This window comes from Pinirhizobacter soli, assembly GCF_015905305.1.
Lineage (GTDB): Bacteria > Pseudomonadota > Gammaproteobacteria > Xanthomonadales > Rhodanobacteraceae > Pinirhizobacter > Pinirhizobacter soli.
Map to the genome: position 1 here is coordinate 537338 of NZ_JADZLQ010000001.1, position 24631 is coordinate 561968.

Below are 24631 nucleotides of genomic sequence, written 5' to 3' on the forward strand. Positions count from 1 at the left end.
AACGTCGCATGATATCGCGTTCGGCCACCGGCAGGCGCGTTCAGGCGACGGGCCGGCCGGTGGCGGCCCTGGCCGTCCTGCCCACACGGGTTCCGCCCTTGGCGCGCCGTTCGAATACCGCCACCACGCCGTCGCCCAGGAGCTCGCCGACCGCCTTGGCGCCCTCCCCGTGGACGGATCGGCCCGAAAAGGCCTCCTTCCATTGCCCCATCGGCCAGGCCAGGCTGGTTCCCGACCAGTGGACGGGATCCAGGCGCGGGGCGTCGGCTTCTTCGAGCCGGTGGGCAACATGGCGGGCCACCACGACAATCACGGCGCGCCGGGCATCGTGCCGTTCGAAGGCCACCACGTGCGCGGCGGCCGGCCCGGTAACGGCCAGCGCCCGATAGCCGCCCCGTGCGAACAACACCGGCAGGCGCGCGCGCAACGCCAGCAAGGTATGCACCACGTGCTGCTTGATGCGGCCGTCCCGCCAATGCGGCAGGAGATCGGCGTAGCTACCCTGCCCCAGGCTCGCAGCCCGAGCCGCGTAATCCACCAGGCGACGGTTGTCCGGGTCGACCAGGCTGAAGTCCCAATACTCCGTACCCTGGTAGATGTCGGGAACTCCAGGCGTGGTGAGGTGCAGCACGGCCTGGGCCAGTCCGTTGGCGGCACCTGGCACCGCGAGCGACGCCGCGGCTTCCTCCAGCTCGGCAACAAACCCCTCATCGGCCATCACCGCGGCCAGGAACGCCTTGCAGGCTTCCTCGTAGGGCTCGTTCGGATCGGTCCAGCGGGTACGCCGCTTGGCCTCGCGCAGCGCCTTCATCTGCCAGGCTTCGATGCGGCTGACGAATGCTGCACGAGGTTCGGTCTCTACGAGCGGCCACGCTCCCAACAGCATCTGGTACAGCATCAGTTCGTCCACCGGGGTCGGCGCCAGCCGGCCGTCGATGGGACGTTTGTACGGCACGTGCCGCTCGCGCCAGGCGGTGGCCTGGCTTTGCCACCACGATGCGCGTTCGGACAGCACGGCAAGGCGCATGCGAAGGTCCGCACCGCGTTTGTGGTCGTGCGTGGCCGTGGTGATCATGTTGCGCGGGAAGGATTCGGCGCGATGTTGGCAGCGCGCGTGGAAAGCCGGCGGCTCGATGGCGATGACATCCGGATCGGCACCCACTTCGTTGCGCGACAGCAGGCGCCCGTAACGATAACCCGCTGTGTCTTCCACGGCCTTGGCGGCCACGGGCGACGTCGCCTGCTGGAACACCGCGATGGCTTTCTCTCGCGCGCGCCGCACGGCTCCCGGGGGAAGCTGCCGCGGCGCCTGGCCCCCGAGCCACTGGCCAACCTCCACCAGCAAGGCGTGGTCTTCCGGCCGCAGCACGCGGATCGCGCCCTCGATCGCACGGGTGAACACGACCTCGTCGATAGCGTCGCGGCCCGCGCCGCCGGCATAGGTGCGGTACACGGGAAAGTGCACCAACAACTCGCGTAGTACGCGGCGGATCGCCGCCTCGCTGACATCGCGCGTGGCGAGGGTGGCGCGCGCGGCCGAGAACAGCGCGCGAGAGGTCCGCGCCAGTTCCGATTCGAAGCTGTCCACCAGGATCTGCCGGCGCGCCGCGTGGGCATAACGGACGAAACCCGCGGTGTCGCCGCTGGCGGACGTCCACAATGCGGTGAGGTCGGCGCGGCCGGCTTCGTCGTGCAACAACGCAGACACTTCATCCATGAACTCATAGCCGGTGGTGCCGTCCACGCGCCAGTCCGCGCGCAGGTCTTCATCCATGGCAAGGATCTTCTCCACCACCAGGTATGCCGTGCGCGGCGCCCCGGCCGGCCGCTGCCGGCGCAGAAGGTCCAGGCGGTTGCGCAACTGCCGGCAGTAGCGGCGCGGACTGGCTAGCCCATCGACGTGGTCGCAGCGCACGCCATCGATCAGGCCTTCGGCATACAGGCGGAACACCAGGGCGTGGGTATCTTCGAATACGCGCACGCTCTCCTGGCGCAGGCCGGCCAGCTCGTTGATGTCGAAGAAGCGCCGGTAGTTCACCAGGTCGCTGGCAAGCTTCCACAGGGCCAGGCGATAGTGCTGCCGGTCGATCAGTGCATCAAGCGCCTGGCGCCCTTCGTCGGTGCCATGGTGGTGCATGGCCAGCGCATCGCCCTGGATATCGTTCAGGCGCTTCTGGTCGCCCGGCGCGATGGGTAATTCGGCGTCGTATACGCGCAGCGCGAAGGTATCGCCATGCCGTACCAGTGCGATGTGGCCGCCGTGCAGCACGTCGAAATACGATTCACCCAGGATCGGCAGCAACACGCGGCCGCGCACGAGCGGATCAGGCGCCGTCCATTCGATGTCGAAATACCCGGCGTAGCGGCTCTCCCGACCCTTGGCCAGCACATCCATCCACCACGCGTTTTCCGGACCCACGCCCATGTGGTTGGGCACGATGTCCAGGATCAATCCCATGTCGTGCGCGCGAAGTGCCGCCACCAGCCGGCGCAGCGCAGGTTCCCCGCCGATCTCGGGGTTGATCGCATGGCAATCGATCACGTCGTAGCCGTGGGTGGAGCCCTTGCGTGCAGCCAGGATCGGCGAGGCATAAAGGTGGCTTACGCCAAGGCGGGCGAAGTAGCCCACCTGGGCTGCGGCATCGTCGAGGGTGAAACCTGCATGGAACTGCACCCTGGCGGTGGCGCGCGGCGTGGTCATCCGCCGCGCCTGCTGCGTGCGGCGGCGGCACAGGTCGCTTGTGCGATCGGTTGGGCGAACACCATGGCCGCATCGCCCGGCAGGCGTCGACGCCAGTTCGGATGCGTCGCGTCCGTCGGGCCGGGGAGATTCGGCTGATCGGGCAAGGCAAGGATGTCTTCGATGGGAAACATCGCCAGCGGCGCGGGTGCCCTGGCGACATGGGCGACGGCGGCGACAACCACCGGCCAGGTATCTTCCGGGGGTGGTGGCGCCCATTCGTCCTGTGCCGCGCCCGAGGCGCACATCGACCGCCACAAGGCACTGCGTTCGCGCGAACGCTGGCTGTGTTCGTCGTTCACCGGATCGCCAAGCCCTGCCATTTCACGCTGGCGGATGTCGTTGCCGCCCCACCAACCCGAGACGGTGGCCACATCGTGGGTGCCGGTGGTCGCCACGGCCGATTCGGACCAATAGGAAGGTGCGATGAAGCCACCGTCGGCGGCGCGCTCGAACCACAGCACGCGAAGGCCCATCACGCCGGTGCCGGCAATGCGGCTACGGAAATCGCTGGGCACGGTGCCCAGGTCCTCGCCGATCACGATGGCGCGATGCAGGTGCGATTCCAGTGCCACCAGGCGAAGCATGTCTTCCAGTGGATAGCGCACGTAGGCGCCCTCGGTGGCCGCGGCGCCATGCGGCACCATCCACAGGCGGCGCAGGCCCAGGACATGATCGATGCGCACGCCGCCGGCGCTGCGCAGGGCCGCGCGCAACAGGCCGATGAAGCCGGCAAAACCTTCGCTTTGCAGGGCGAGCGGCGAGTAGGTGGTCAGGCCCCAATCCTGCCCCAGGCGGTTGAGCGCATCCGGGGGCGCCCCGACCGAAAGCCCGTGGATCATTTCGCGGTGATGGCTCCATGCCTGGCTGCCACCGCCATCGGTACCCACGGCAAGGTCCGCGACAAGCCCGATCGACATGCCCGCATCGATCGCGGCACGTTGGGCGTCGTCCAGGCCCCGCCGTGCCAGGTATTGGCAGAAGGCGTGGAAAGCTACTTCGCGCGCATGGTCGCGGGCGAAGGCGATGACGGCGGGCGATGACGGATCGTGGAATTCAGCGGGCCACGCCTGCCAACCGCCGGGCCGCCCTTCGCGGTGGAAGTGCGCCTGCAAGGCCTCGAAGCGTGCATGGCGTTCCAGAGGCTCGCCCTCGGCGCGGCGGAAGGTCTCCAGCGTCTGGCCCATGGCCATATCGGTCGAGGCCCACTCGAACACCGACCGCAACAGCGTATTACGCACGCGCGCCGCGCGCGGCCAGTCGACCAGGTCTTCCGCTTCCAGCGCCGCCATCTCCGCCGCCAGCTCATGCGATGCGATCAACGAGCGCAACACATCGGGGCCGCAAGCCGCACCCGGGTCCACGTGCAAGGCATTGAGGAACAGGCGGCTCGATGGCGCGTAGGGGCTATAGCGCTCGGGCGACGCGGCGAACATCGCATGCACCGGGCTGATCGCCATGGCATCGGCGCCCTGCCCCCGTGCTGCGGTTACCATCTGCGCCAGCGTCGTGAAGTCGCCCAGCCCTCCGTCGCCTGCGCGCCGCAGCGCGCCCATCTGCACGCCGATACCCCAGGGGCGTGGCCGGCCGCGGGTAAGGTTCGCCACGCCAAAGGCACGCGGCGGCGCCACCGCCACCGTGACCTCTTCCGCGCCCAGGGCAAGGGTGTAATAACCAGGCTTGTCGGGCGCGGTAAGGCCTCCCTTGCCTGCGGGAAGCGAACCTTCAGCTTCCTGGAGGTCTTCGCCATACCGGGCCTTCAGGCGCCAGGAGCGATCCATGCGCGCGGAGGGCACGGCGATCCTTCCACCCACGTCCACGGTAAGCAGCGGCGGAAGCCGGTCGCTTTCGCGTGCCATGCGCAGGCGCTCGCGGCTGTTGCGAATGTCCGCCTGGGTATCGGCCGGCACGCCGAAAGCGGCAAGGACGGTACGCAAGGTATCCACCTGCACACGTTGCGGCATGCCTTCGGCGTCCTGCCAGCCAATCACGACGTTGGCTTCTTCGGCAAGGGCGGCCAGCTCAGGATCGATGCGAGTGCTGCTCATGGATTTTCCAGATAAGCCAGGGTGGAGCGGGCGGCCAGCTGGCCGCGGCTTAGCGACGAGCGCGCTTCTTCGTTGCCCTCGAGCCAGATGGCGTCATCGGCGGCGCGCACATGGCAGGGGATCGCATCGCCGAGGTTGCACACGATTACCAGGCGGCGCGCGCCAAGTGTCCAGCGTGCCACCAATGCGCGGTCGCCCAATGCCTGGGCGCCGAGCGAGGACGCCGTGGGAAGGGTCGGCACCAGCCATTCGTGACGCAGCCGAAGAAGCCTGGCGATACGCGCTTCCACGGCTCGATCGGCCTCGTCCGGCAGGCTGTCGTCGAATGTCCGGCGCTCATTGGGATCGGGTACCGGCATGTGGTCGCCGTATTTCTCGAAGCGGGCAAATTCACGCCGGCGGCCTTCGCGCACCGCCTTGCGCAATTCGTCGGTCTGGTGGTCGGTGAAGAACAGGAACGGTGCGTGGCTGCCGCGCTCCTCGCCCATGAACAGCAGCGGCACGAAGGGCGACAACAGCAGCAGCGCCGTGGCCGCGGCGAGGGTTTCGGGGTGAGCCAGGCGCGTCAGCCGTTCGCCATGGGCGCGATTGCCCACCTGGTCGTGGTTCTGCAGGAAGTTGACGAAGCGCAAAGGCGAAAGGTGCTTGCTCGGTTCACCGCGCGCCTTGCCTTCCATTTCCTCGCCCTGGTAAATAAAGCCCTCGCCCATGCAACGCACTAGCATCGACATCGGGTCGTTGGCGTACCAGGCGTAATAACCGTCTGTCTCGCCGGAAAGCAGCACATGCATGGCGTGGTGGAAATCGTCGTTCCACTGGGCATCGAACACGCCTTCGGCGAGGAAACCCGCCTGGTTGGCCTCGTTCTCCAGCACCAGGTGCACATGGCGATCGTCGCTTATCCCGGCACGGATACGCGGACCCAGCGCACGAAGCCAGGCGTCGTTGTTGATCGAATGCACGGCATCGAAACGCAGCCCGTCGAATCGGTACTCGTTCAGCCAGTACAGCGCGTTGTGCACGAAGTAGTCGCCCACCGCCGGCACGCCCACGTCGATGGCGGCGCCCCAGGGCGTATGCGCCGAGGTATCGAAGAAAGGTCGGGCATAGGCGTGCAGGTACGCGCCATCGGGACCGAAGTGGTTGTACACCACATCCAGGAACACCATCAGGCCCAGGCCGTGGGCCTGGTCGATCAGCTGCTTCAATTCATCGGGCCGGCCATAAGCCGCGGCCGGAGCGTAGGGCAGTACGCCGTCGTAGCCCCAATTGCGACTGCCTGGAAATTCAGCGACGGGCATCAGTTCCACGGCGGTGATGCCCATGCGTGCCAGCCGGGGGAGTTCGGCGGCGATACCGGCAAATCCACCCATCACGCCGGCATGGATCTCGCAGAGCACCGTTTCGTGCCATGGCCGCCCGCGCCAGTCGGCGTGCCGCCAGTGGTAGCTGCGCGGGTCCACCACCACGCTCCAGCCATGCACGTCGCCATCGTGCTGGGCGCGCGAAGCCGGGTCGGGCACGGCAAGGCCATCGGGCAGCACGAAGCGGTAACGGGTGCCGGCGCCCAAAGGCATGGTGCACTCGTGCCAGCCGTCGCCGATGGTGTCCATCGGCGCCATATCCTGCCCATCGACAGCCAGCTGAACGCTCGAGGCGTCCGGTGCCCACAGTCGAAAGCGCGTGGCTGCGCCATCGTCTGCCAGGGCGGCGCCATAGGGCATTTCGTGTCCAGCCATCAGGCAGATTCCGGTTTCACCGTCGCCGACAACAGCGCCACGCACTCGCCTTCGATCGTTATCGACGGCTCCGTCACCGCGCGCTCAGGCTCGTCGGGGTTGGCGCTGACCAGGCGCAGCCACCACGGCAGCTCCGGCGTGGGCAGTACGAACTCATGCGGCGCGCTGTCGCCGTTGATCAGGATCAGCGTGACGTCCACGCGCTTGCCGTTGTCGCTCGGCGTGGCGCGGCGTACGGCCAGAAGGCGGGCCACGGCGAACCCCCAGTCGTCCTGGGTCAGTTCCGCGCCGCTCTCGTCGTGCCAGGTCACGCCGGGAATACCCGGCAGCAGCGGCTCGGTACCACGGCCGTAGGCCGGTGCGCGAAGGCTCCGATGGCTGGCGCGAAGTCGCGTCAGGCGGCCGACGTAGGCTGTCATCGCCTTGCCGTGTTCGCCGGTGGCGTCCTTCCAGTCGTACCAGGAGATCTCGTTGTCCTGGCAGTAGGCGTTGTTGTTGCCGCGCTGGGTACGGGCGAACTCATCGCCACCGAGCAACATCGGCGTGCCATGGGAGAACATCAACGTGGCCAGCATCGCGCGCATGGTCTTGTCACGCGCTTCGATGACGGCAGGGTCGTCCGTGGGGCCTTCGACGCCATGGTTGTTGCTTTCGTTGTCGTTGCCGCCGTCGCGGTTTTCCTCGCCATTGGCCTGGTTGTGTTTTTCGTTGTAGCTCACCAGGTCGTTGAGGGTGAAGCCATCGTGCGCAGTAATGAAGTTCACCGACGACCACGGTTTGCGGCCCTGGTGATCGAAGAGTTCGGACGAACCCTGCAGGCGGCCGGCGAGCGCGCCGCGAAGGCCGATCTCGCCCTTCCAGAACGAACGCACCTCGTCGCGGAACTTGCCGTTCCACTCGGCGAAACCGGGCGGGTGGTTGCCAATCTGATAGCCGCCCGGGCCAAGATCCCACGGTTCGGAGATCATCTTCACCCGCGCCAGAGCTGGATCCTGCCGCATGGCGTCGAAGAGGCCCGCATTGGGATCAAAGCCGTGCGCCTCACGGCCCAGGCTTACGCCAAGGTCGAAACGGAAGCCGTCCACGTGGAAGGTGCGCACCCAATAACGCAAGGAATCCATCACCAGCTGGATCACGCGCGGATGCGCGGTGTTCACCGTGTTGCCGCAACCGGTGTCATTGATGCAATAGCGGGGGGTGTCCGGCAGCAGCCGGTAATAGCTGGCGTTGTCCAGGCCGCGGAAGCTCATGGTGGTGCCAAGCTCGCTGCCCTCGCAGGTGTGGTTGTACACCACGTCCAGGATCACCTCGATGCCCGCCGTATGCAGTGCCTGGATCGCCGCGCGGATCTCGTTGAGGGTGCCTTCGGAAAGGTACTGCGGCTCGGGCGCGAAAAAGGCCAGCGTGTTGTAGCCCCAGTAGTTGCGCAGCTTCATCTCCGTCAGCCGGCGATCCTGCACGAAGGCATGGATGGGCAACAGCTCGATCGCGGTGATGCCCAGCTTCAGCAGGTGATCGATGAACCACGGGTCGCCCAGCGCCGCGAAGGTACCGCGCTCGTTGGCGCGTACCCGCCGCAGCGAGCGTGTGGCGCCGCGCACGTGGGTCTCGTAGATGATGGTGCGGTCCCAGGAGATATGCGGCCGCCGGTCGCGGTCGTTATGCATGGCCTCGTCCACCACTACCGCCTTGGGCATGGCAGCGGCACTGTCACGCCGGTCGAAGGAAAGGTCCGCGCGCGGCGAGGCGACACGGTAGCCGTGCAGGGCGTCGGTCCAGCGCACCTGGCCATGCAGCAGGCGCGCATAGGGATCGAGCAGAAGCTTGTTCGGGTTGAAGCGATGGCCCTGCTCAGGTTCGTACGGACCATGGGCACGATAGCCATACAGCTGCCCGCCGCGCACACGCGGCAGGTAGCCGTGGAACACCTGGTCGGTGTAGTCCGGCAGGTCGTATCGCGCGATCTCGCGCCGACCAGTGGGATCGAACAGACACAGTTCGATCCGCGTCGCATTGGCCGAGAAGACCGCGAAGTTCGTACCGATGCCATCGCAGGTGGCGCCCAGGGGATAGGCGGCGCCAGGCTGCATGCGTTCGGGGAGTGCGGGCATGGAAGGCCTTTAATGGAAGGAGTGTGGTTGGCGTCCTGGCGTGGGTTCTAACCATCCAGGACAAAGATCACCGTGGACAGCGGCGGTAGGGTGAGGGCCACTGAATCGGGGTAGCCATGGGCCGGTTGCGGCGATGTTTCCACGCCGCCGTTGTTGCCCGCGTTGGACCCGCCATACTGCGCGGCATCGCTGTTGATCGCCTCGCGCCAGCGCCCGTGGTGCGGCACGCCGATGCGATAGTCGTGGATGAGCGCCGGCGTGAAATTGCATACCACCAGCGCTGGCGGCGCGCCGTCGGCCATGCGCAGCCAGGCAAAGACACTGTTGCCCGCGTCATCGCCGACCACCCAACGGAAGCCGGAAGGCTCGGTGTCCTTCGCATGCAGCGCAGGGACGCCGGCGTAGGTACGGTTCAGGTCGCGCACCAGTTTCTGCACGCCAAGGTGGAAGGGGTTGTCCAACAGATGCCAGGCGATCTGGTCGTCGTGGTTCCACTCTTGCGGCTGGCCCAGCTCGCCACCGTTGAACAGCAGCTTCTTGCCCGGGTGGGCCCACATGAAGCCGAAGTAGGCACGCAGGTTGGCGAACTTCTGCCAGTCATCGCCAGGCATGCGCCCGAGCAACGAACGCTTGCCGTGCACCACTTCATCGTGCGACAGCGGCAGCACGAACTTCTCCGAGTAGGCATACACCATGCCGAAGCTCATGTCGTTGTGATGCCAGCGGCGATGGATAGAGTCGCGCGACATGTATTGAAGCGTGTCGTGCATCCAGCCCATGTTCCATTTGAACGAGAAACCCAGGCCGCCCTGCTCCACCGGCGCGGTCACGCCGGGCCACGCTGTGGACTCCTCGGCGATGGTCAGCACACCGGGGTGCTTCTCGGCCACCACCTGGTTGAAGCGGCGCAGGAAGGCGATGGCTTCGAGGTTTTCCCGGCCGCCGTAGATGTTGGGCACCCACTCGCCGGCGTTGCGGCTGTAGTCGCGGTAGAGCATCGATGCCACCGCATCCACGCGCAGGCCATCGATGTGGAAACGCTCAAGCCATGCCAGGCCGCTGGCGATCAGGAACCCCGACACCTCATTGCGCCCAAGGTTGTAGATCAACGTATTCCAGTCCTGGTGATAACCCTCCAGCGGATCGCCGTGTTCGTAAAGCGCGGTGCCGTCGAACTGCGCCAGGCCATGGGCATCGGTCGGGAAATGCGCCGGGACCCAGTCGATCACTACGCCCACGCCCGCCTCGTGGCAGCGATCTACAAAGCGGGCGAAAGCCTCCGGCGGGCCGAAGCGCGACGTTGGCGCGAACTGCCCCAGGGGCTGGTAGCCCCACGAACCGCCGAAGGGATACTCGGAAATCGGCAGCAGTTCGATATGGGTGAAGCCCATGCCCACCACATAAGGAATCAGCCGCTCGCCCAGGCGGTCCCAATTGGGCACGTCGTTGGCGTGCTCACGCCACCAGGATCCGGCATGCAGCTCGTAGATCGACAGCGGCGCGTTGGCGGACTGCCGTGCGGCGCGGCCGTGCATCCAGGCCTCGTCGGTCCACTGGAACATCAGCGGATCGGCCACCACCGAGGCGGTCGCCGGCGGCTGTTCGGCCGACAGCGCTACCGGATCTGCCTTCTCGCGCACCACGCCATCGACGCCGCGCACCTGGAACTTGTAGCGCGCGCCGGGCATCAGTCCCGGGACGAACAGCTCCCACACCCCTGCCTCGCGGCACAGGCGCATGGGATTTCGCCGGCCGTCCCAGCCATTGAAGTCACCGATCACGCTCACCGACCGCGCGTTCGGCGCCCACACGGCAAAGCGCACGCCTTCGAAGCCGTCGATGGTCTTGGGCAAGGCGCCGAGCACGTCATACAGGCCTAGATGCTTGCCTTCGGCAAGAAGATACAGATCGAAATCCGACAGCAGCGGGCCGAAGCCGTAGCTATCGGCGATATCCTGGGTGCCCCCAGGCCAGCGGATGCGCAGACGGTAGGGACCGTCCTGGCCGAGCGTGCCGCTGAACAACCCGCCCTCGCCTTCGGGGCTGAGTTCCGCGATCGCCTCGCCACGCCCGTCGATCGCCTGCACGCTTTCGGCGCCGGGTTGCAGTGCACGCAACACGCGCGTCGCGCCATTGCCATGGGCGCCGAGCACGGCGAAGGGATCGCCATGCGTGCCATTGAGCAAGCTGGCGCGTTCGGCTTCGTCGATCGGCGGCGCGTGCGGTCGGAAGGGAGCGGTCATGCATCCAGCTCCCGCGTGAGGTCCGCCGCTTCCAGCCGCTCCACGATGCTGTGCAGCCCCGTCAGCGGCACCGCCAGCCAGTGTGGACGGTTAGCCGCCTCATAGGCCACCTCGTAGGCTGCTTTTTCGATCAGGAACAGGTCAAGCAAGGGTTCGATCGCTTGCTCGTCGATCCATGGGAATGGCGATGCCGCCAGCTCCGCTCGGTAGGCCGCCAGGAAGTTTTCCGAAGCGCGGTCGCGGAAAGCGGTGAGGTAGGTCTCAAGGCGCTCATCGACCACGGGCGCTGCGCCGTCCTCGCCGCGGGCGGCCACGGCGGCCGCGTAGTCGAGCGAGCGCAGCAAGCCCGCCACATCGCGCAGCGGCGAGGATTTCAAGCGGCGTTCGGCGACACTGCGCGCCGGCTCGCCCTCGAAATCGATGATGTAGGCGTCGTCCTGCACCACCAGGATCTGGCCAAGGTGGAAGTCGCCGTGGTGGCGGATAAGGAGGCCCGTGGCGGCAAGTGGTGCGATCTGGTCGACGCGCGACTTCAGTTCCTCGCGCTCATTGCGCACCCGCGCGACACGCCCTGCCAGCTTCGCATCCTCGCCTGCATCGAAGCCTTCGATGGCCGCGAAGGCATGATCGATCTGCGTGTGGGCGGAGACCGCCCAGCGCCGGGTATCGGCTTCGGTCACGGGCGTCGGCGCAAACGCCGTGTCGTCGGTGGGCCGGGCGAGCACCGCGTGCAGCTGGGCCAGGCGCGTACCCATCACCGCGGCAAAGGCGTCGTAACCGGCCAGGAGTTCGGTCTGCCGGTCGGCCTCGCTGGCATGGGCGAATTCATCGAAGCTGCGATGCAGGTAATCAAGCGTCCAGCGCCAGGCGTCGCCCTGGTTGCGCAGGAAGCCCTGCAGCACCGCGAGCGTGGCTTCCTCGCCATCGCCGCTCACGCGGCGCACCTCCCCCAGTAGCGGCGCGGTGTTGGCGTACCCTGCGTGGGTGAGATATCGGCTTACCTCCACTTCCGGATTGATCCCCGGGGTGATCCGCCGCACCACTTTCAACACGCCCTTGTCGGCAATGATCATGGAGCTGTTGGATTGTTCGGCAGACAGCCAGCGATTTTCCACGTCCGTGGGAAAGTCGATCGCGGAGAGCCCGGATTCCGGGATGAAGCGCAGCTCTCCCTTCCCAGCCTGCACGGTTTTGTCGGCGCGCAAGCCGCGTATTACGCCCGAAGCGAACGCATCCAGGGTGAAGCCGTCGGTGAGATACCCGACGCGGCGTCCACGGCGCACGCGCGCCAGGGCCAGTTGCGTGGAGCGCACGGGCGTGGGTTCGTCCTCCCAGACGATGCCCAGCGGCAGGACATAGCTTTCGTGCTCGCCGCTTTTAAGTTCCACGTCGAGCTCGGTAAGCACCAGGTCGTCGCCGCGGTCGGGCCACTCGGCAGCGTACTTCACGTGCACCGAGGCAATGCCCCTGTCCTTGGCGCCGAACCAGCGGCGCATGGCCAGGTACGTGGGCAGGATGTCGCGCTCGACGACGCCCCGGTGATGCGACATTACCGGTCCCTCGGCGATTGGTCCGCGCAATACCAGCGTCTCGAAATCGGGCATGGTTTCCGGCGCGGGCTCATGCCACTCGGGAAGAGCCGCGTTGGCGCACAGCTGGAAGGAATAAAAACCATACGGAGGAATGGTCAACAGGTACGGCAACGCACCGACCGGCGGGAACGACGATCCGCCCATGATCTCCACCGGCACGTGGCCGTCGAAGGCGGCAAGGTCAAGCTCTACCGCCTGCAGCGAGCGTGAAAGGTTGGCTACGCACAACACCTTCTCCTCCCCCAGGAGGCGTAGGTACGCCAGCACCTTGCGATTACCCGGATAGAGGAATTTCAACTCGCCGCGGCCGAACGCCTTGTAGCGTGAGCGTACCGCCAGCATGCGGCGTGTCCAGTTCAACAGCGAATGCGGGTCGCGTGACTGCGCTTCCACATTCACCGCCTGGAAGCCGTACAACGGATCCATGATCGGCGGCAACACCAGGCTTGCCGGGTCCGCGCGGGAGAATCCACCGTTGCGGTCCACCGACCATTGCATCGGCGTGCGGACGCCATCGCGATCACCCAGGTGGATGTTGTCGCCCATGCCGATCTCGTCACCGTAATAGAGCACCGGCGTGCCGGGCATGGACAGAAGCAGGGCGTTCATCAGCTCGATGCGGCGGCGGTCGCGCTCAAGCAGTGGCGCCAGGCGCCGGCGAATCCCTAAGTTGATGCGTGCGCGGCGGTCGGCGGCATAGGTTTGCCAGAGGTAATCGCGCTCGGAGTCGGTCACCATTTCCAGGGTAAGTTCATCGTGGTTGCGCAGGAAGATCGCCCACTGGCAGTTCTCGGGGATCGCCGGGGTCTGCCGCATGATGTCGGTGATCGGGAAACGGTCTTCGCGGGCGATGGCCATGTACATGCGCGGCATCAACGGGAAATGGAAGGCCATGTGGCATTCATCGCCGTTGCCGAAGTAATCCTGGGTATCTTCCGGCCACTGGTTGGCCTCGGCCAGCAGCATGCGATCGGGATAGTGCTCGTCGATCTCCTTGCGGATGATCTTCAGGATCGCGTGCGTCTCGGGCAGGTTCTCGTTGTTGGTGCCCTCGCGCTCGATCAGGTAGGGCACGGCATCAAGGCGCAATCCGTCCACGCCAAGATCCAGCCAGAAATGCATCACGTCCAGCACCGCCTTGATCACCGCGGGGTTGTCGAAGTTGAGGTCGGGCTGGTGCGAGAAAAACCGGTGCCAGAAATACTGGCCCGCCACGGGATCCCAGGTCCAGTTCGATTTCTCGGTATCGAGAAAGATGATCCGGGTGCCGTCGTAGGCCTGGTCGGTGTCCGACCACACATAGAAGTTGCGCGCCGCCGAACCCTTCTTTGCCGACCTCGCCCGCTGAAACCACGGGTGCTGGTCGGAGGTATGGTTGATCACAAGCTCGGTGATCACGCGGATGCCGCGCTCGTGCGCCTCGGCGATGAAGCGCTTGGCATCGGCCAGCTTGCCGTAGTCTTCGTGCACCGCCTTGTACTCGGCGATGTCGTAGCCATCGTCGCGCCGGGGGCTGGGGTAGAAAGGCAGCAACCAGAGGGTATTCACGCCCAGCTCGGCAATGTAGTCGAGCTTGTCGATCAGGCCCTGGAAGTCCCCCACGCCGTCGTCGTTGGCGTCGAAGAACGACTTCAGGTGCACCTGGTAGATCACCGCATCTTTGTACCAAAGCGGATCGTCGGAGAACGCGACCTTCGATGCGCCATTGCTTTTTGGCTTTCGTGCCATCGCTCAAGCTCCTTGGAAGGTGATGTGCCAGACCGCATACGGCATGCCTTGTCCCAGCCACACGTCCTGGCGCGCGCCGGACCAGGTGCCGAAGCCCTCGTGGATGAGGTCGTGCACCTGGACCGTGGCGCCGTCGGGCAGGCCCCAGTCGGCCAGCGGCAGTTGGAAGTCGGTCGATTGCGCGGCGTGCGGATCCAGGTTGATCGCCACCAGCACGATGTCGTCGCGATCGGCGGTGGTCTTCTCGAACACCAGTACCTGATCGTTGCCCGAGGGCAGGAAGCGCACATGGCGGTGGCTTTGCAGGGCGGGATGCTCGCGGCGGATGCGGTTCAACTGGGTGATTTCGGCCACGATGTTGCCGGGCATGGCGTAATCGCGCGGGCGGATCTCGAACTTTTCCGAGTCGAGGTATTCCTCCTTGCCCGGGATCGGCGTGCCCTCGCACAACTCGAAACCCGAATACACCCCCCACAGCCCCGATAGCGTCGACGCAAGCGCCGCACGTATAAGGAAACCAGGCCGTCCGGAGCGCTGCAGGAAATAAGGATTGATGTCCGGCGTATTGACGAAGAAGTTCGGCCGGAAGAATTCCTTCGGCGCCGTGGTGGTGAGTTCGGTCAGGTACTGGATGAACTCATCCTTCGAATGGCGCCAGGTGAAGTAGGTGTACGACTGGCTGAAGCCGGCCTTGGCCAATCGGTACATCGGCTTGGGCCGGGTAAAGGCCTCGGAAAGGAACAAGGTATCGGGGTACTGCGTACGCACATGGCGGATCATCCATTCCCAGAAGGGAAAGGGCTTGGTGTGCGGGTTGTCCACGCGAAAGGTGCGCACGCCCTCGCCTGCCCAGTACAGCACCACATCGCACAGGGCCTGCCATAGCGACGGGATGGCGCCGTCGGTGTAGAAATCGACGTTGACGATGTCCTGGTACTTCTTCGGAGGATTCTCCGCGTATTTGATGCTGCCGTCGGGACGGTAGTCGAACCAGTCGGGGTGTTCTTTCAGCCATGGATGGTCCTGCGAGCACTGGATGGCGAAATCCAGGGCCAGCTCCAGCCCATGGGCCGCGGCGGCATCGCGCAGCGCGCGGAAGTCTTCGATCGTGCCCAGCTGCGGGTGGATGTCGGTATGGCCGCCCTCGTGGGAGCCAATGGCGTAGGGGCTGCCGACATCGGTGTCGCCGGGTGTAAGTGTATTGTTCCTGCCCTTGCGGAAGGCCTTGCCGATGGGATGGATCGGCGGGAAGTACAGCACGTCGAAACCCATCGCCTGGATATCCGGCAGGCGCTTGATCACGTCGCGGAAGCTGCCGTGGCGGCTGGCATCGTCGGTAGATGAACGCGGGAAGAGTTCGTACCAGCTGGCGAACTCGGCCGCGCGGCGATCCACTTCGAGCTTCAAGACCTGCGACTCCAGCGCAAAGGGACGCGGGTCCGCTGCGTGCATGATCTCTTCGGTGCCATGGTCCAGGAGACGCTCGGTGCGCTCGGGATCCGCCGCTTCACCCAGTGCCGCGAGCAATGCCTTCAGCGGTTTGGCCTTCGAGCCTGTGGCCGCCTGGAGGGTTTTCTCGACCAGGCGCCTGCCCTCCTCCAGCTCCAGCGGCACGGCGACGCCCGCGTCCACCTTCGCCTTCAATTCATGATGATAGGTGCCGAACGCGTCGCGCCAGGCCACCACGCCATATTCATAACGGCCCATGCGCTGTGGAATGAAGCTGGCGGTGTAACGGTCGTTGTTCACCAGTTGCATCGGCACTTCGCGCCACTGGCGTTCGTCGAGAGCGCGCCAGCGGACCACGGCGGCCAGCACGTCATGGCCATCCATGAAGATATCGGCCTCGACGGTGACCGACTCGCCCACCACGCGCTTGGCCGGAAACCGGCCGCCATCCACCTGCGGCGTGATCGCTTCGATGGCGATGCGCGGCATCGTGGTGGCGTCGTCGAGTTCGCGCCTGGCGGTGGCCGCGGCGATTTTTGCCAGGACCGGCCGGGTGGGTTCGAGGGCGAACTCGCGCACCTCCCCCGGTTTCAGGGCGAAGAGGTCGCCGCGGTCTCCCGCGGGCATGCCGAAGCCCGATGCCGGGCCGCGGAGCAGTTGCGCCACGTGCAGGCAACGCTCGTTGACCAGGTCCGCATTGGCCAGCACCACGCGGGCCTGGCTCGCCGCGCCGACCGGCAGGCGATCGACGAACACCCACGTCGACACGTCGTTGGTGGTGCGCGATTGCACGCGCTCGTCGCTGCGATGGCTGGCCATCCGGGCGTTGGCAGCTTCGATGGCGTCGTCGATGGCAAGGGTGCTTCCGGCGCGCATGACGGCAGGGGTAACAGCCTCGCCACGGCGCGGATCAAGCACGTCGTGTGCGCCCATTTCGAACCCCATCGGCATCAGCCAGCCGGCAGCGTGCGTGGCGGCGAAGTCGATGGCGCGCCGGTGGGCACGCTCGAACGGCCCAAACTCGCCGCGATCGTCGGCAAGACGGCTGCCGAAGGGTACTTCCACCGGGGCAATGGGCGGGGCGATGCGCTCGAGCCGCACGTTCTCGGCCAGGTACCAGCGGTCGCGGTAGTTCCACCACGGCGTGGAGGCGAAGGTGGCATCGAAGGGCGCGCCGACAAGGCGCTCGAGTTCAGCGGGCGACAGGCCAGGCGTCCAGGCCAGGAATAACGAATGCCCTGCGCTCCGAACACGCTCGATCAGACCGGTCCATTGCGTCGCATCGAACACTGCCGGGCCCAGGATGCGGAATCCATCCACGCCATCGGCCACGTGCGCCGCGAGGCGTTCGGCCCACCATGCAAGTGCCGGGGCCAGCACCGCCGGATCGTTGTAACGCCACAGCGCCGCATCGCCCTCGCTCGGCGTCCAGCGCGGATCGGGCGTGCCATGTTCGGTGAACACCGGTCGAAACCAGTCGTCGTGTTCGCGATGCACCGGTGCATCGGTGGACAGGCGGTCCATCACCACGTCGAGGATGACCTTGAGCCCATGCCGATGTGCTGCCTCCGCCAGTTCCGACACGCTGGGACTGCCGTCGCGCGCGACACGGTGGTCGGCTGTAAGGAAAATGTCATCGCTGCTGCCCGAATCGAAGGGCGGCGCGATGACCACGTGGGTAAAACCCAGGCCCCGGGCATGCGCAAGCCACGCTTCGCAACCTGCGGTGTCGCCGGTCAGGCGCGGATGAAGATAGTAAAGGGCGAGCGCGAGGTTGGAAGAAGGTGCCGACATCTACCGCGATCTCCGTGCAAAGGGACGATCGCGGCAGGGACGCGGGCACTCACGCCAGTGCGCCATGCGCACCGTTCACCGACAATCGTGACCCCTACGATGCCCGATGGGCCCGTTTGCGCAGCGTGAAACGCCTTGGAAACCGCTTGTTTTACGGGTGTTGGCGCATCTTAAGCGCCGAACTTGATCTCAACGCCTTCGTGGCCGCGGTCCCATCCGCGCAGTTCATCGCGGATGTGCGCGATGCGCTGGCGGCCCAGGGCGTTTCGCTCCTCATCCAGGACCAGGCCATCGAGCAGCTCCGCAAGACGTTGCGCTGCCGGCAACATCGTGTCCCATGCATCGAGCGCCGGCACGGGGCCGGGCAAGGTCATGAAGAACGACAGGCCCGGGGTCTGCATGGCCTCGACGCGCTTCAGGTCGAAATTGCCGGGCTTGACCAGGTTCGCCACGCTGAAGATCGGTCCGAGCTCGCGGCGGCCATCGACCAGGCGATGGAAGATGCCCATGTCGCCGAATTCCAGACCCGCCTTCTCGGCCGCCACGACGAGATCCGTGCCGTTGAAAATGTGATCGTCGCGCGACACCACGTACAGGCTGACAATGCGCTCGACGGGCCGTTCGACAGGCCGGCGGCCAACGTCCGAACGCGGCGGCTCCGATGGCGCGGCTATCGGGGCCCGGACGGGCTCCGCGCCAGGTGAAGCCGGTTCGAACGGCGGGGTATCGAATCCTGTTTCAAGCGTCGGCTCGGTCCGGCGCGACGGGGATGCTGACGGCCGCGAGGCACCCATGGTCGATGCGGCAGGCTCGGTCGGGAGCGGCGAGCGCAGGATGTCCTCGATGGAAGCGGAGGACACCACCGGCGCAGTGCGGTCACCGGCAAGCGTGGCGCCCAGGCGTTCGAGTTCGTCCTGCATGTCCATGTCCAGCGTGCCCTGGCGCGGTGCACGCGAGTTTGGCGGCGGGAAATCGAACGCGGTGTCGGCGTCGGCCGCGGGCCCGTCGCCAAAGGTCGGCTCGCGCCGCTCAGGCGCTCGCTGCGGTGCCGTCGGCTGGGGCTTGCGACGGCCCTGCTCCTTCTTCGGCTGGCCAAACAACCAGATCAGTCCCAGCACGATCACGGCCACGATCAACAGGGGCACGCCGACGGCGGGGTTCCAAGCCAGGGCAACGACGGGTTCGTGGGTCATCACGGGTTCCTTCAAGCGGCGCCAGCGAGCTTGGCGGCCTCGGCGAGGTCCACCTGGACCAGGCGGGACACGCCCGGCTCCCGCATGGTAACGCCACAGAGCTGGTGCGCGGCCTCCATCGTGGCCTTGTTGTGGCTGACGAAGATGAACTGCACCTTCTCGCTCATCTCCCGCACCATCGCCGAGAAGCGGCCGACGTTGGCCTCGTCCAGCGGCGCGTCCACCTCGTCGAGCAAGCAGAACGGTGCCGGGTTCAGGCCGAAGATGGCAAACACCAGCGATACGGCGGTCAGGGCCTTCTCACCGCCCGAGAGCAGCGTGATGTTGCTCACGCGCTTGCCCGGCGGCCGGGCCATGATCGCAACGCCGGTGTCCAGGAGGTCTTCGCCGGTAAGTTCCAGATAGGCATGGCCGCCGCCGAACAGGCGCGGAAAGAGTTCCTGCACGCCGGCATTGACGCGGTCGAAGGTCTCCTTGAAACGCTGGCGCGTTTCCTTGTCGATCTTCTTGATGGCGTTTTCCAGTGTTTCCAGGGCGGTCGCAAGATCCGTGAGCTGGGCGTCGAGGTAATCCTTGCGCTGGGACTGCTCGGCGTGCTCCTGGATCGCGGCGAGGTTCACCGGCTCCAGGCGGATGATCTTCTGCGAAAGCTCCGCGAGCTGTGCCTGCCAGCGGGAGGGCTCGGCGTCTTCGGCAAGCTCAGCCAGCAGCGGCTCCAGTTCCAGGCCTGAGGATGCGATGGCTTCGGCGAGCGTGGACGCACGCATCTGGATCGACTGCGCCGCCAGGCGCTTTTCGGTGACACCCTCGCGCACCTGGGTCAGCTGGTGCTCGATGCGCTGGCGCTCCTGCTCGAGCTTGCGGAACTCGGTATCGAGGTCTTCGAGCGCGCGGCGGGCATCGACCAGCTGGCGGTCCACCAGCAGGCGCTGGTCGAGGTAGGTCTGGCGTTCGGCTTCCAGTTCGGCGATCGGATCGCTGCCGGCGGCCAGTTGTTCGGCAATCTCGGTACGGCGCGACTGGATCTGCTTCAGCTGGGCGTCCATGCGGCCCAGCGCCTGTTCAAGGCCCGTCAGCGCCGAGCGCTTTGATTCCATGCTCAAGGCCAGCTGGTGCGACTGTTCGGCGGCCTCGCGGGCGTTGATGCGCGCTTCTTCGCGCGCTTCGAGCAGTTCGCGGCGCTCGTTCTCCAGCGCGCGGCGCTGGTCTTCCATGTCACCCATGTTGCCGACCGATTCGTCCAGGCGGGCGCGGGCCTCGCGCGCCTGCCCTTCCATCTCGTCGAGCTGTTCGAGCACGGTGGAAAGCTCGGCGCCGACTTTCTCGGTACGGGCGCGGGCCGTTTCCATCTTGCCGCGGTGGCTCTGCAGCTGGCCGGCCAGCTCCGACAGGCGGCGGTGGGCGGCGTACAGGTCGCGCTGGGCGTCGTCGCGTGCGCGCTCGGTCTCGAACTTGGACGTGCGCAAGGCTTCGAGCCGTTCGGTGCCTTCCTCGCCCTGGGCTTCGAGTGATTCGAGCTGGGCGGCAAGCTGGCGCATGTCACGCTCGCGCGCCAGCACGCCTACCTGGTTGCCCTGGGCGCGGCGAACGCGGGCGAAGCCCGGTCCCATCCACGCGCCGTCGCGGGTGATCACCGACTCGCCAGCGGCAAGCGACCCGGCCACTTGGCGCGCCTGGTCGAGGGAATCGGCCACGCGGATGCGCGAAAGCATATGGGTGATCGAGGCAGGCCCCCGGACATGGGCGGCCAGCGTGCCGGCCGGGCCATCGCCACCGGTGGCTGAAGAGATCAGCGCAATGTCGGCGTCGGTCAACTCGCCCAATTCCGTGGCAAGCGCTAGCGGATCGTCCACCAGCACGCCATCGAGCAGGCCCGCCAGGACCGTTTCCGCCGCTGCTTCGAAACCAGCATCGACGTTCAGCGATTCGCCCAGACGACGGGCGTTGGCCAACCCCAGGCGATCGAGCCAGCCGCTGGCGGCGCTTTCTTCCTGGCCCAGGGCAGCATGCTGCAGGGCTTCGAGCGAGGCATGGCGACCGCGCGCGGCCTGCAGTAGCTGGCGCGCGTCGTTCAACAGGGTCTGCACCTGGCGCTCATCATCGAGCACCCGCTCGTGCGCGACCTTGTGCTGGTCCAGCAGGCCGCCCAGGGTTTCCACGCGCTCGCGCTGGGTGTCGTGCTCGGTGTCGAGCGCTTCGGCGGCGGCATCGAGCGCCGCCACGTCGAAGGCTTGCCGTTCGCCTTCCAGCGCCTCGCGGCGACGGGAAAGGTCGAGGGCCTGGCGGTCGAGGTAGTTCAGGCGCGTGCGTTCAACTTCCGCGGCACGGGAGGCTTCCGAGGCGCCGCGGGTGTGTGTGTCCCAGCGCGACTGCCAGTCGGCCAGGCGGGTTTCGGTGCTGCGTTGCTGCTCACCGGTGTCGTCCTGCATCTGCTGCAGCGCTTCCAGCCGCGGCTCGCCCTCGGCCAGCGCCGTGCGCAAGGCTTCGATCTGCTCGTGGTCGGCGCTGATGTGCCCTTGCAGTTCCTCGAACTCGCGCTCGGTCTCGCCCTGGGCGCGGGTCAGCCTCTCGGATGTTTCACGGTTATGCCGTACTTGTTGTTCCACGCGGGCGATCTCGGCGCCCACCTTGTACACATCGGCCTGCACCGCATTGAGGTGTTCGCTGGCGCCGTGGTGGGTATCGCGGATGCCTTCCAGCTGTGCTTCCACCTGCCGCTGTTGGGCCAGGTGGCGTTCGATCTCCAGTTCCGCCTGGCGGAGCGAATCGCCCTCGCCTTCGCCCTGGCGCTGCAGCGCACGGTATTCAAGCGCGCGCATCTCCGCTTCGCGGCGATTCTGCTCTTCCTTCAGCGCCTTCCAGCGCTCGGCCGCACGGGCCTGGCGGTTCAGGTGGTCAAGCTGCTTGTCGACCTCGTCGCGCACGTCCTTCACGCGGTCGAGGTTCTCGCGGGTGGACTTGATCCGGCTTTCCGTTTCCTTGCGGCGTTCCTTGTACTTGGAGATGCCGGCGGCTTCCTCCAGGTGGGTGCGCAGTTCGTCCGGGTGGGCCTCGATGATCTGGCTGATCATGCCCTGCTCGATGATCGAGTAGCTGCGGGGCCCCAGGCCCGTGCCCAGGAAGAGGTCGGTAATGTCGCGGCGGCGGCAACGAGCACCGTTGAGGAAATACGACGACTGACCGTCGCGGCTGACCAGGCGCTTGACGGAGATTTCCGCGTATTGCGCAAGCTCCCCCTGGATGGTGCCGTCGGCGTTGTCGAAGATCAGTTCCACCATGGCCTGGCCGACCGGCTTTCGCGACGTGGAGCCTGAGAAGATCACGTCGGTAAGCGAGTCGCCGCGCAGCCGGCTGGCCGCGCTTTCACCCATCACCCAGCGGATGGCGTCGATGATGTTGGACTTGCCGCAGCCATTGGGGCCAACGACGCCCGTCATATTGGTGGGCAGGTGCAGCGTGGTCGGGTCGACGAACGACTTGAAACCGGCCAGCTTGATGGTGGTCAGGCGCATTGATTCTTGTATCCAAGGAAAACGGCTAGGTCAGGCGGCGCCCCCGCGCCGCCTGACGGACCACTGTGCCAAACGCCTCCCCTCGACGCAACGCGCCCCAAGGAAAGATTCCAGGCGAGGAATGTTCGGCAAGTGCTTATTTCTTCGACTCTTCAGGTGCCTTGGCGTCGATAGCCAAGGCATGGATGCCGTCGGGCAGCATGCTCTCCAGAGCTGCGTAGACCATCCGGTGGCGCTTGATCGGCGACTCACCGGCAAAGGCTGCGGCCGTGATGGCCACGTGGAAATGCCCCTTGCCCTCGCCCGCATGGCCGGCGTGCTTGTGCCCTTCGTCGGTCACCACCAGCGCTTCGGGCGCCAGGGCAGCCGTCAGCAGCGCATGGATCTGGGCGACTTTCGCTTCCGTCACGGCCTTTTGAATCCCAAGGGAAAGTCGACCATCTTAACCGACCTGCCCCTCGCCCGGCGCCTAGTCGACCTTATGGAAAAGGCCCGCCGGCGGGTCGGTGGCGTCGGTCTGCATGGCACCTGACGCTTTCACCACCTGGTAGGTAAACAGGCGTGGCGAGGTCGCCAGGTCGCCGCCACAGGCGCCGCCATGGCGTTCATGGACATCCACCACGAAGTTCTGCGCGTCTGCCTCGTAGGGGATGTAGCTCAGGCAATCGTCAGTGAGCGTGGTGAAATTGTTCTTGTGCAGCGAGGCGCTGACGCGGGCGACCGCGGCCGCCTCGTCCGGCACTACCAGGGGTGGCGGCAGATCGCTTTGGGGAACGTTGGCGCCGGCCTTTTCGCTGTCGTCCTGGCCCGAACAGGCGGACGCTGCCACCACCAGCAACATGGCCACCAGGGCCCGGCTCAAGGTCCGGCGGAGGCTCATGCTTCCGGCCTCATGTACGGGAACAGCAGCACGTCGCGGATCGACGAGGCATTGGCCAGCAGCATCACCAGCCGGTCGATGCCCACGCCCAGGCCGCCGGTGGGCGGCAGGCCGACCTCCAGCGCGCGGATGTAGTCGGCATCGAAGTGCATGGCCTCGTCGTCGCCGGCGTCCTTGGCGTCTACCTGGGCCTGGAATCGCGCCGCCTGGTCCTCAGGATCGTTGAGTTCCGAGAACCCGTTGGCCAGTTCCTTGCCGTTGACGAACAACTCGAAGCGGTCGGTGATGCCGGGATCGGAGTCGCTCTCGCGAGCCAGCGGAGACACTTCCACCGGATGGTCGGTGATGAAGGTCGGCTGCACCAGGGTGTGTTCGACGGTCTTTTCGAAGATCTCGAGCAACAGCTTGCCCCAGCCGTAGCCGGGCTTGACGTTGACCCCCAGGCGCTGGGCGTGGGCAGCCATCGCCGCGCGGTCGCGCAGTTCCGAGGGCTTGATCTCGGGGTTGAGCTCAAGCACCGCATCTTCCATGCGCCAGCGGCGGAAGGCCGGGCCGACGTCGATGGCGGCGCCATCCCATTGAAGCTCCGTCGTACCCAGCACGTTGCGCGCCGCCTCGCGGATCATGCCCTCGGTGATGTCCATGATGTCGTGATAGGTCGCGTAGGCCTGGTACAGCTCGAGCATGGTGAACTCGGGGTTGTGCCGGGTGGACACGCCCTCGTTGCGGAAATTGCGGTTGATCTCGTACACGCGGTCGAAACCGCCCACCACCAGGCGCTTTAAGTAAAGCTCCGGTGCCACGCGCAGGTACAGGTCGATATCCAGCGCGTTGTGATGGGTGATGAAGGGACGCGCCGCGGCACCGCCGGGGATGATGTGCATCATCGGCGTCTCCACTTCCATGAAGCGGCGCGGCGATGCCTCCAGCCACGTGCGGATGAAGCCGATGGTCTTCGAGCGCAAGGCGAAGGCGCGGCGCGACTCCTCGGTCACGATCAAGTCGACGTAGCGCTGGCGGTAACGCTGCTCGACGTCGGCCAGGCCGTGGAACTTGTCCGGCAGTGGACGCAGCGACTTGGTAAGCAGGCGCAGGGCATCCACCTTCACCGACAGCTCGCCGGTCTTGGTGCGCATCAGCACACCCTCGGCGCCGACGATGTCGCCCACGTCCCAGCCCTTGAAGGCCTCGTACGGCTCGCCCAACGTGCCCTGGTGGATGAACAGCTGGATACGCCCGGTGCCGTCCTGCAGCTGGACGAAACTCACCTTGCCCTGGATGCGGCGCAACACGATGCGGCCGGCTACGGCCACGCGACGGGGTTGCGCCTCGATGGCCTCGGCCGTCCACTTCTCCGCATCGGCGTATTCGGCCTGCAAATCGCCGGCGAAGCTGTCCACCCGGAAATCATTCGGAAAGGCCACGCCGGCCTTGCGCAGGGCGCCGAGTTTTTCGCGCCGCTCTGCGATCAGGCGATTTTCGTCAACGGGCGGGGCGGGAGGCGTGGTCTCGGTCATCGAATGGCTACTGTGTGCTCGGGGATTCCCCAGGCTGTACGCCCGGGGACAACCCAGCACTCTAGCTGCTGCGCTGCGGCATGGG

Annotated in this window: 12 protein-coding genes; all 12 read right to left on the minus strand. The window is 66.2% G+C overall.

Translation table 11 applies throughout. The annotated features are described in order from the left end of the window. Positions 1-40: 40 nt before the first annotated feature. Positions 41-2701, minus strand: a complete 2661-nt coding sequence (gene treY / locus NDK18_RS02020) for a malto-oligosyltrehalose synthase (protein ID WP_250626961.1) — start codon at positions 2699-2701, stop codon at positions 41-43. Further along, the gene (gene malQ / locus NDK18_RS02025) at positions 2698-4788 is read right to left on the minus strand and encodes a 4-alpha-glucanotransferase (RefSeq protein WP_250626962.1); all 2091 of its coding nucleotides are present in this window, start codon (positions 4786-4788) and stop codon (positions 2698-2700) included. The genes treY and malQ overlap by 4 nt, the downstream gene beginning before the upstream one ends. After that, positions 4785-6527 carry a malto-oligosyltrehalose trehalohydrolase gene (treZ, locus tag NDK18_RS02030; RefSeq protein ID WP_250622774.1) on the minus strand — a complete coding sequence of 581 codons (1743 nt, stop codon included), beginning with the start codon at positions 6525-6527 and terminating at the stop codon, positions 4785-4787. The genes malQ and treZ overlap by 4 nt, the downstream gene beginning before the upstream one ends. Continuing rightward, complete coding sequence (gene glgX, locus NDK18_RS02035) at positions 6527-8638, minus strand: glycogen debranching protein GlgX (RefSeq protein WP_250622773.1); 2112 nt, start codon at positions 8636-8638, stop codon at positions 6527-6529. Before glgX ends, treZ begins: the two co-directional genes overlap by 1 nt. Positions 8639-8685: 47 nt before the next feature. Continuing rightward, on the minus strand, positions 8686-10881 hold the full coding sequence (gene glgB / locus NDK18_RS02040) for a 1,4-alpha-glucan branching protein GlgB (protein ID WP_250626963.1): 2196 nt from the start codon (positions 10879-10881) through the stop codon (positions 8686-8688). Then, a complete protein-coding gene (gene treS / locus NDK18_RS02045; protein ID WP_250622771.1) occupies positions 10878-14201 on the minus strand; it encodes a maltose alpha-D-glucosyltransferase in 3324 nt (1107 codons plus the stop codon). Before treS ends, glgB begins: the two co-directional genes overlap by 4 nt. Before the next feature lie 3 nt (positions 14202-14204). Then, positions 14205-17444: a maltotransferase domain-containing protein gene (locus NDK18_RS02050; RefSeq protein ID WP_250626964.1), complete on the minus strand. Its 3240-nt coding sequence runs from the start codon at positions 17442-17444 to the stop codon at positions 14205-14207. Positions 17445-17614: 170 nt separating this feature from the next. After that, complete coding sequence (gene zipA / locus NDK18_RS02055; protein ID WP_250622769.1) at positions 17615-18637, minus strand: cell division protein ZipA; 1023 nt, start codon at positions 18635-18637, stop codon at positions 17615-17617. 11 nt (positions 18638-18648) lie between these two features. Beyond that, a complete protein-coding gene (gene smc, locus NDK18_RS02060) occupies positions 18649-22149 on the minus strand; it encodes a chromosome segregation protein SMC (RefSeq protein WP_250622768.1) in 3501 nt (1166 codons plus the stop codon). A 136-nt stretch (positions 22150-22285) separates the two neighbouring features. Beyond that, on the minus strand, positions 22286-22558 hold the full coding sequence (locus NDK18_RS02065; RefSeq protein WP_250626965.1) for a BolA family protein: 273 nt from the start codon (positions 22556-22558) through the stop codon (positions 22286-22288). A gap of 60 nt (positions 22559-22618) precedes the next feature. Next, the gene (locus tag NDK18_RS02070; protein ID WP_250626966.1) at positions 22619-23029 is read right to left on the minus strand and encodes a hypothetical protein; all 411 of its coding nucleotides are present in this window, start codon (positions 23027-23029) and stop codon (positions 22619-22621) included. Beyond that, the gene (lysS, locus tag NDK18_RS02075) at positions 23026-24546 is read right to left on the minus strand and encodes a lysine--tRNA ligase (protein ID WP_250626967.1); all 1521 of its coding nucleotides are present in this window, start codon (positions 24544-24546) and stop codon (positions 23026-23028) included. Before lysS ends, NDK18_RS02070 begins: the two co-directional genes overlap by 4 nt. Between the last annotated feature and the right edge of the window lie 85 nt (positions 24547-24631).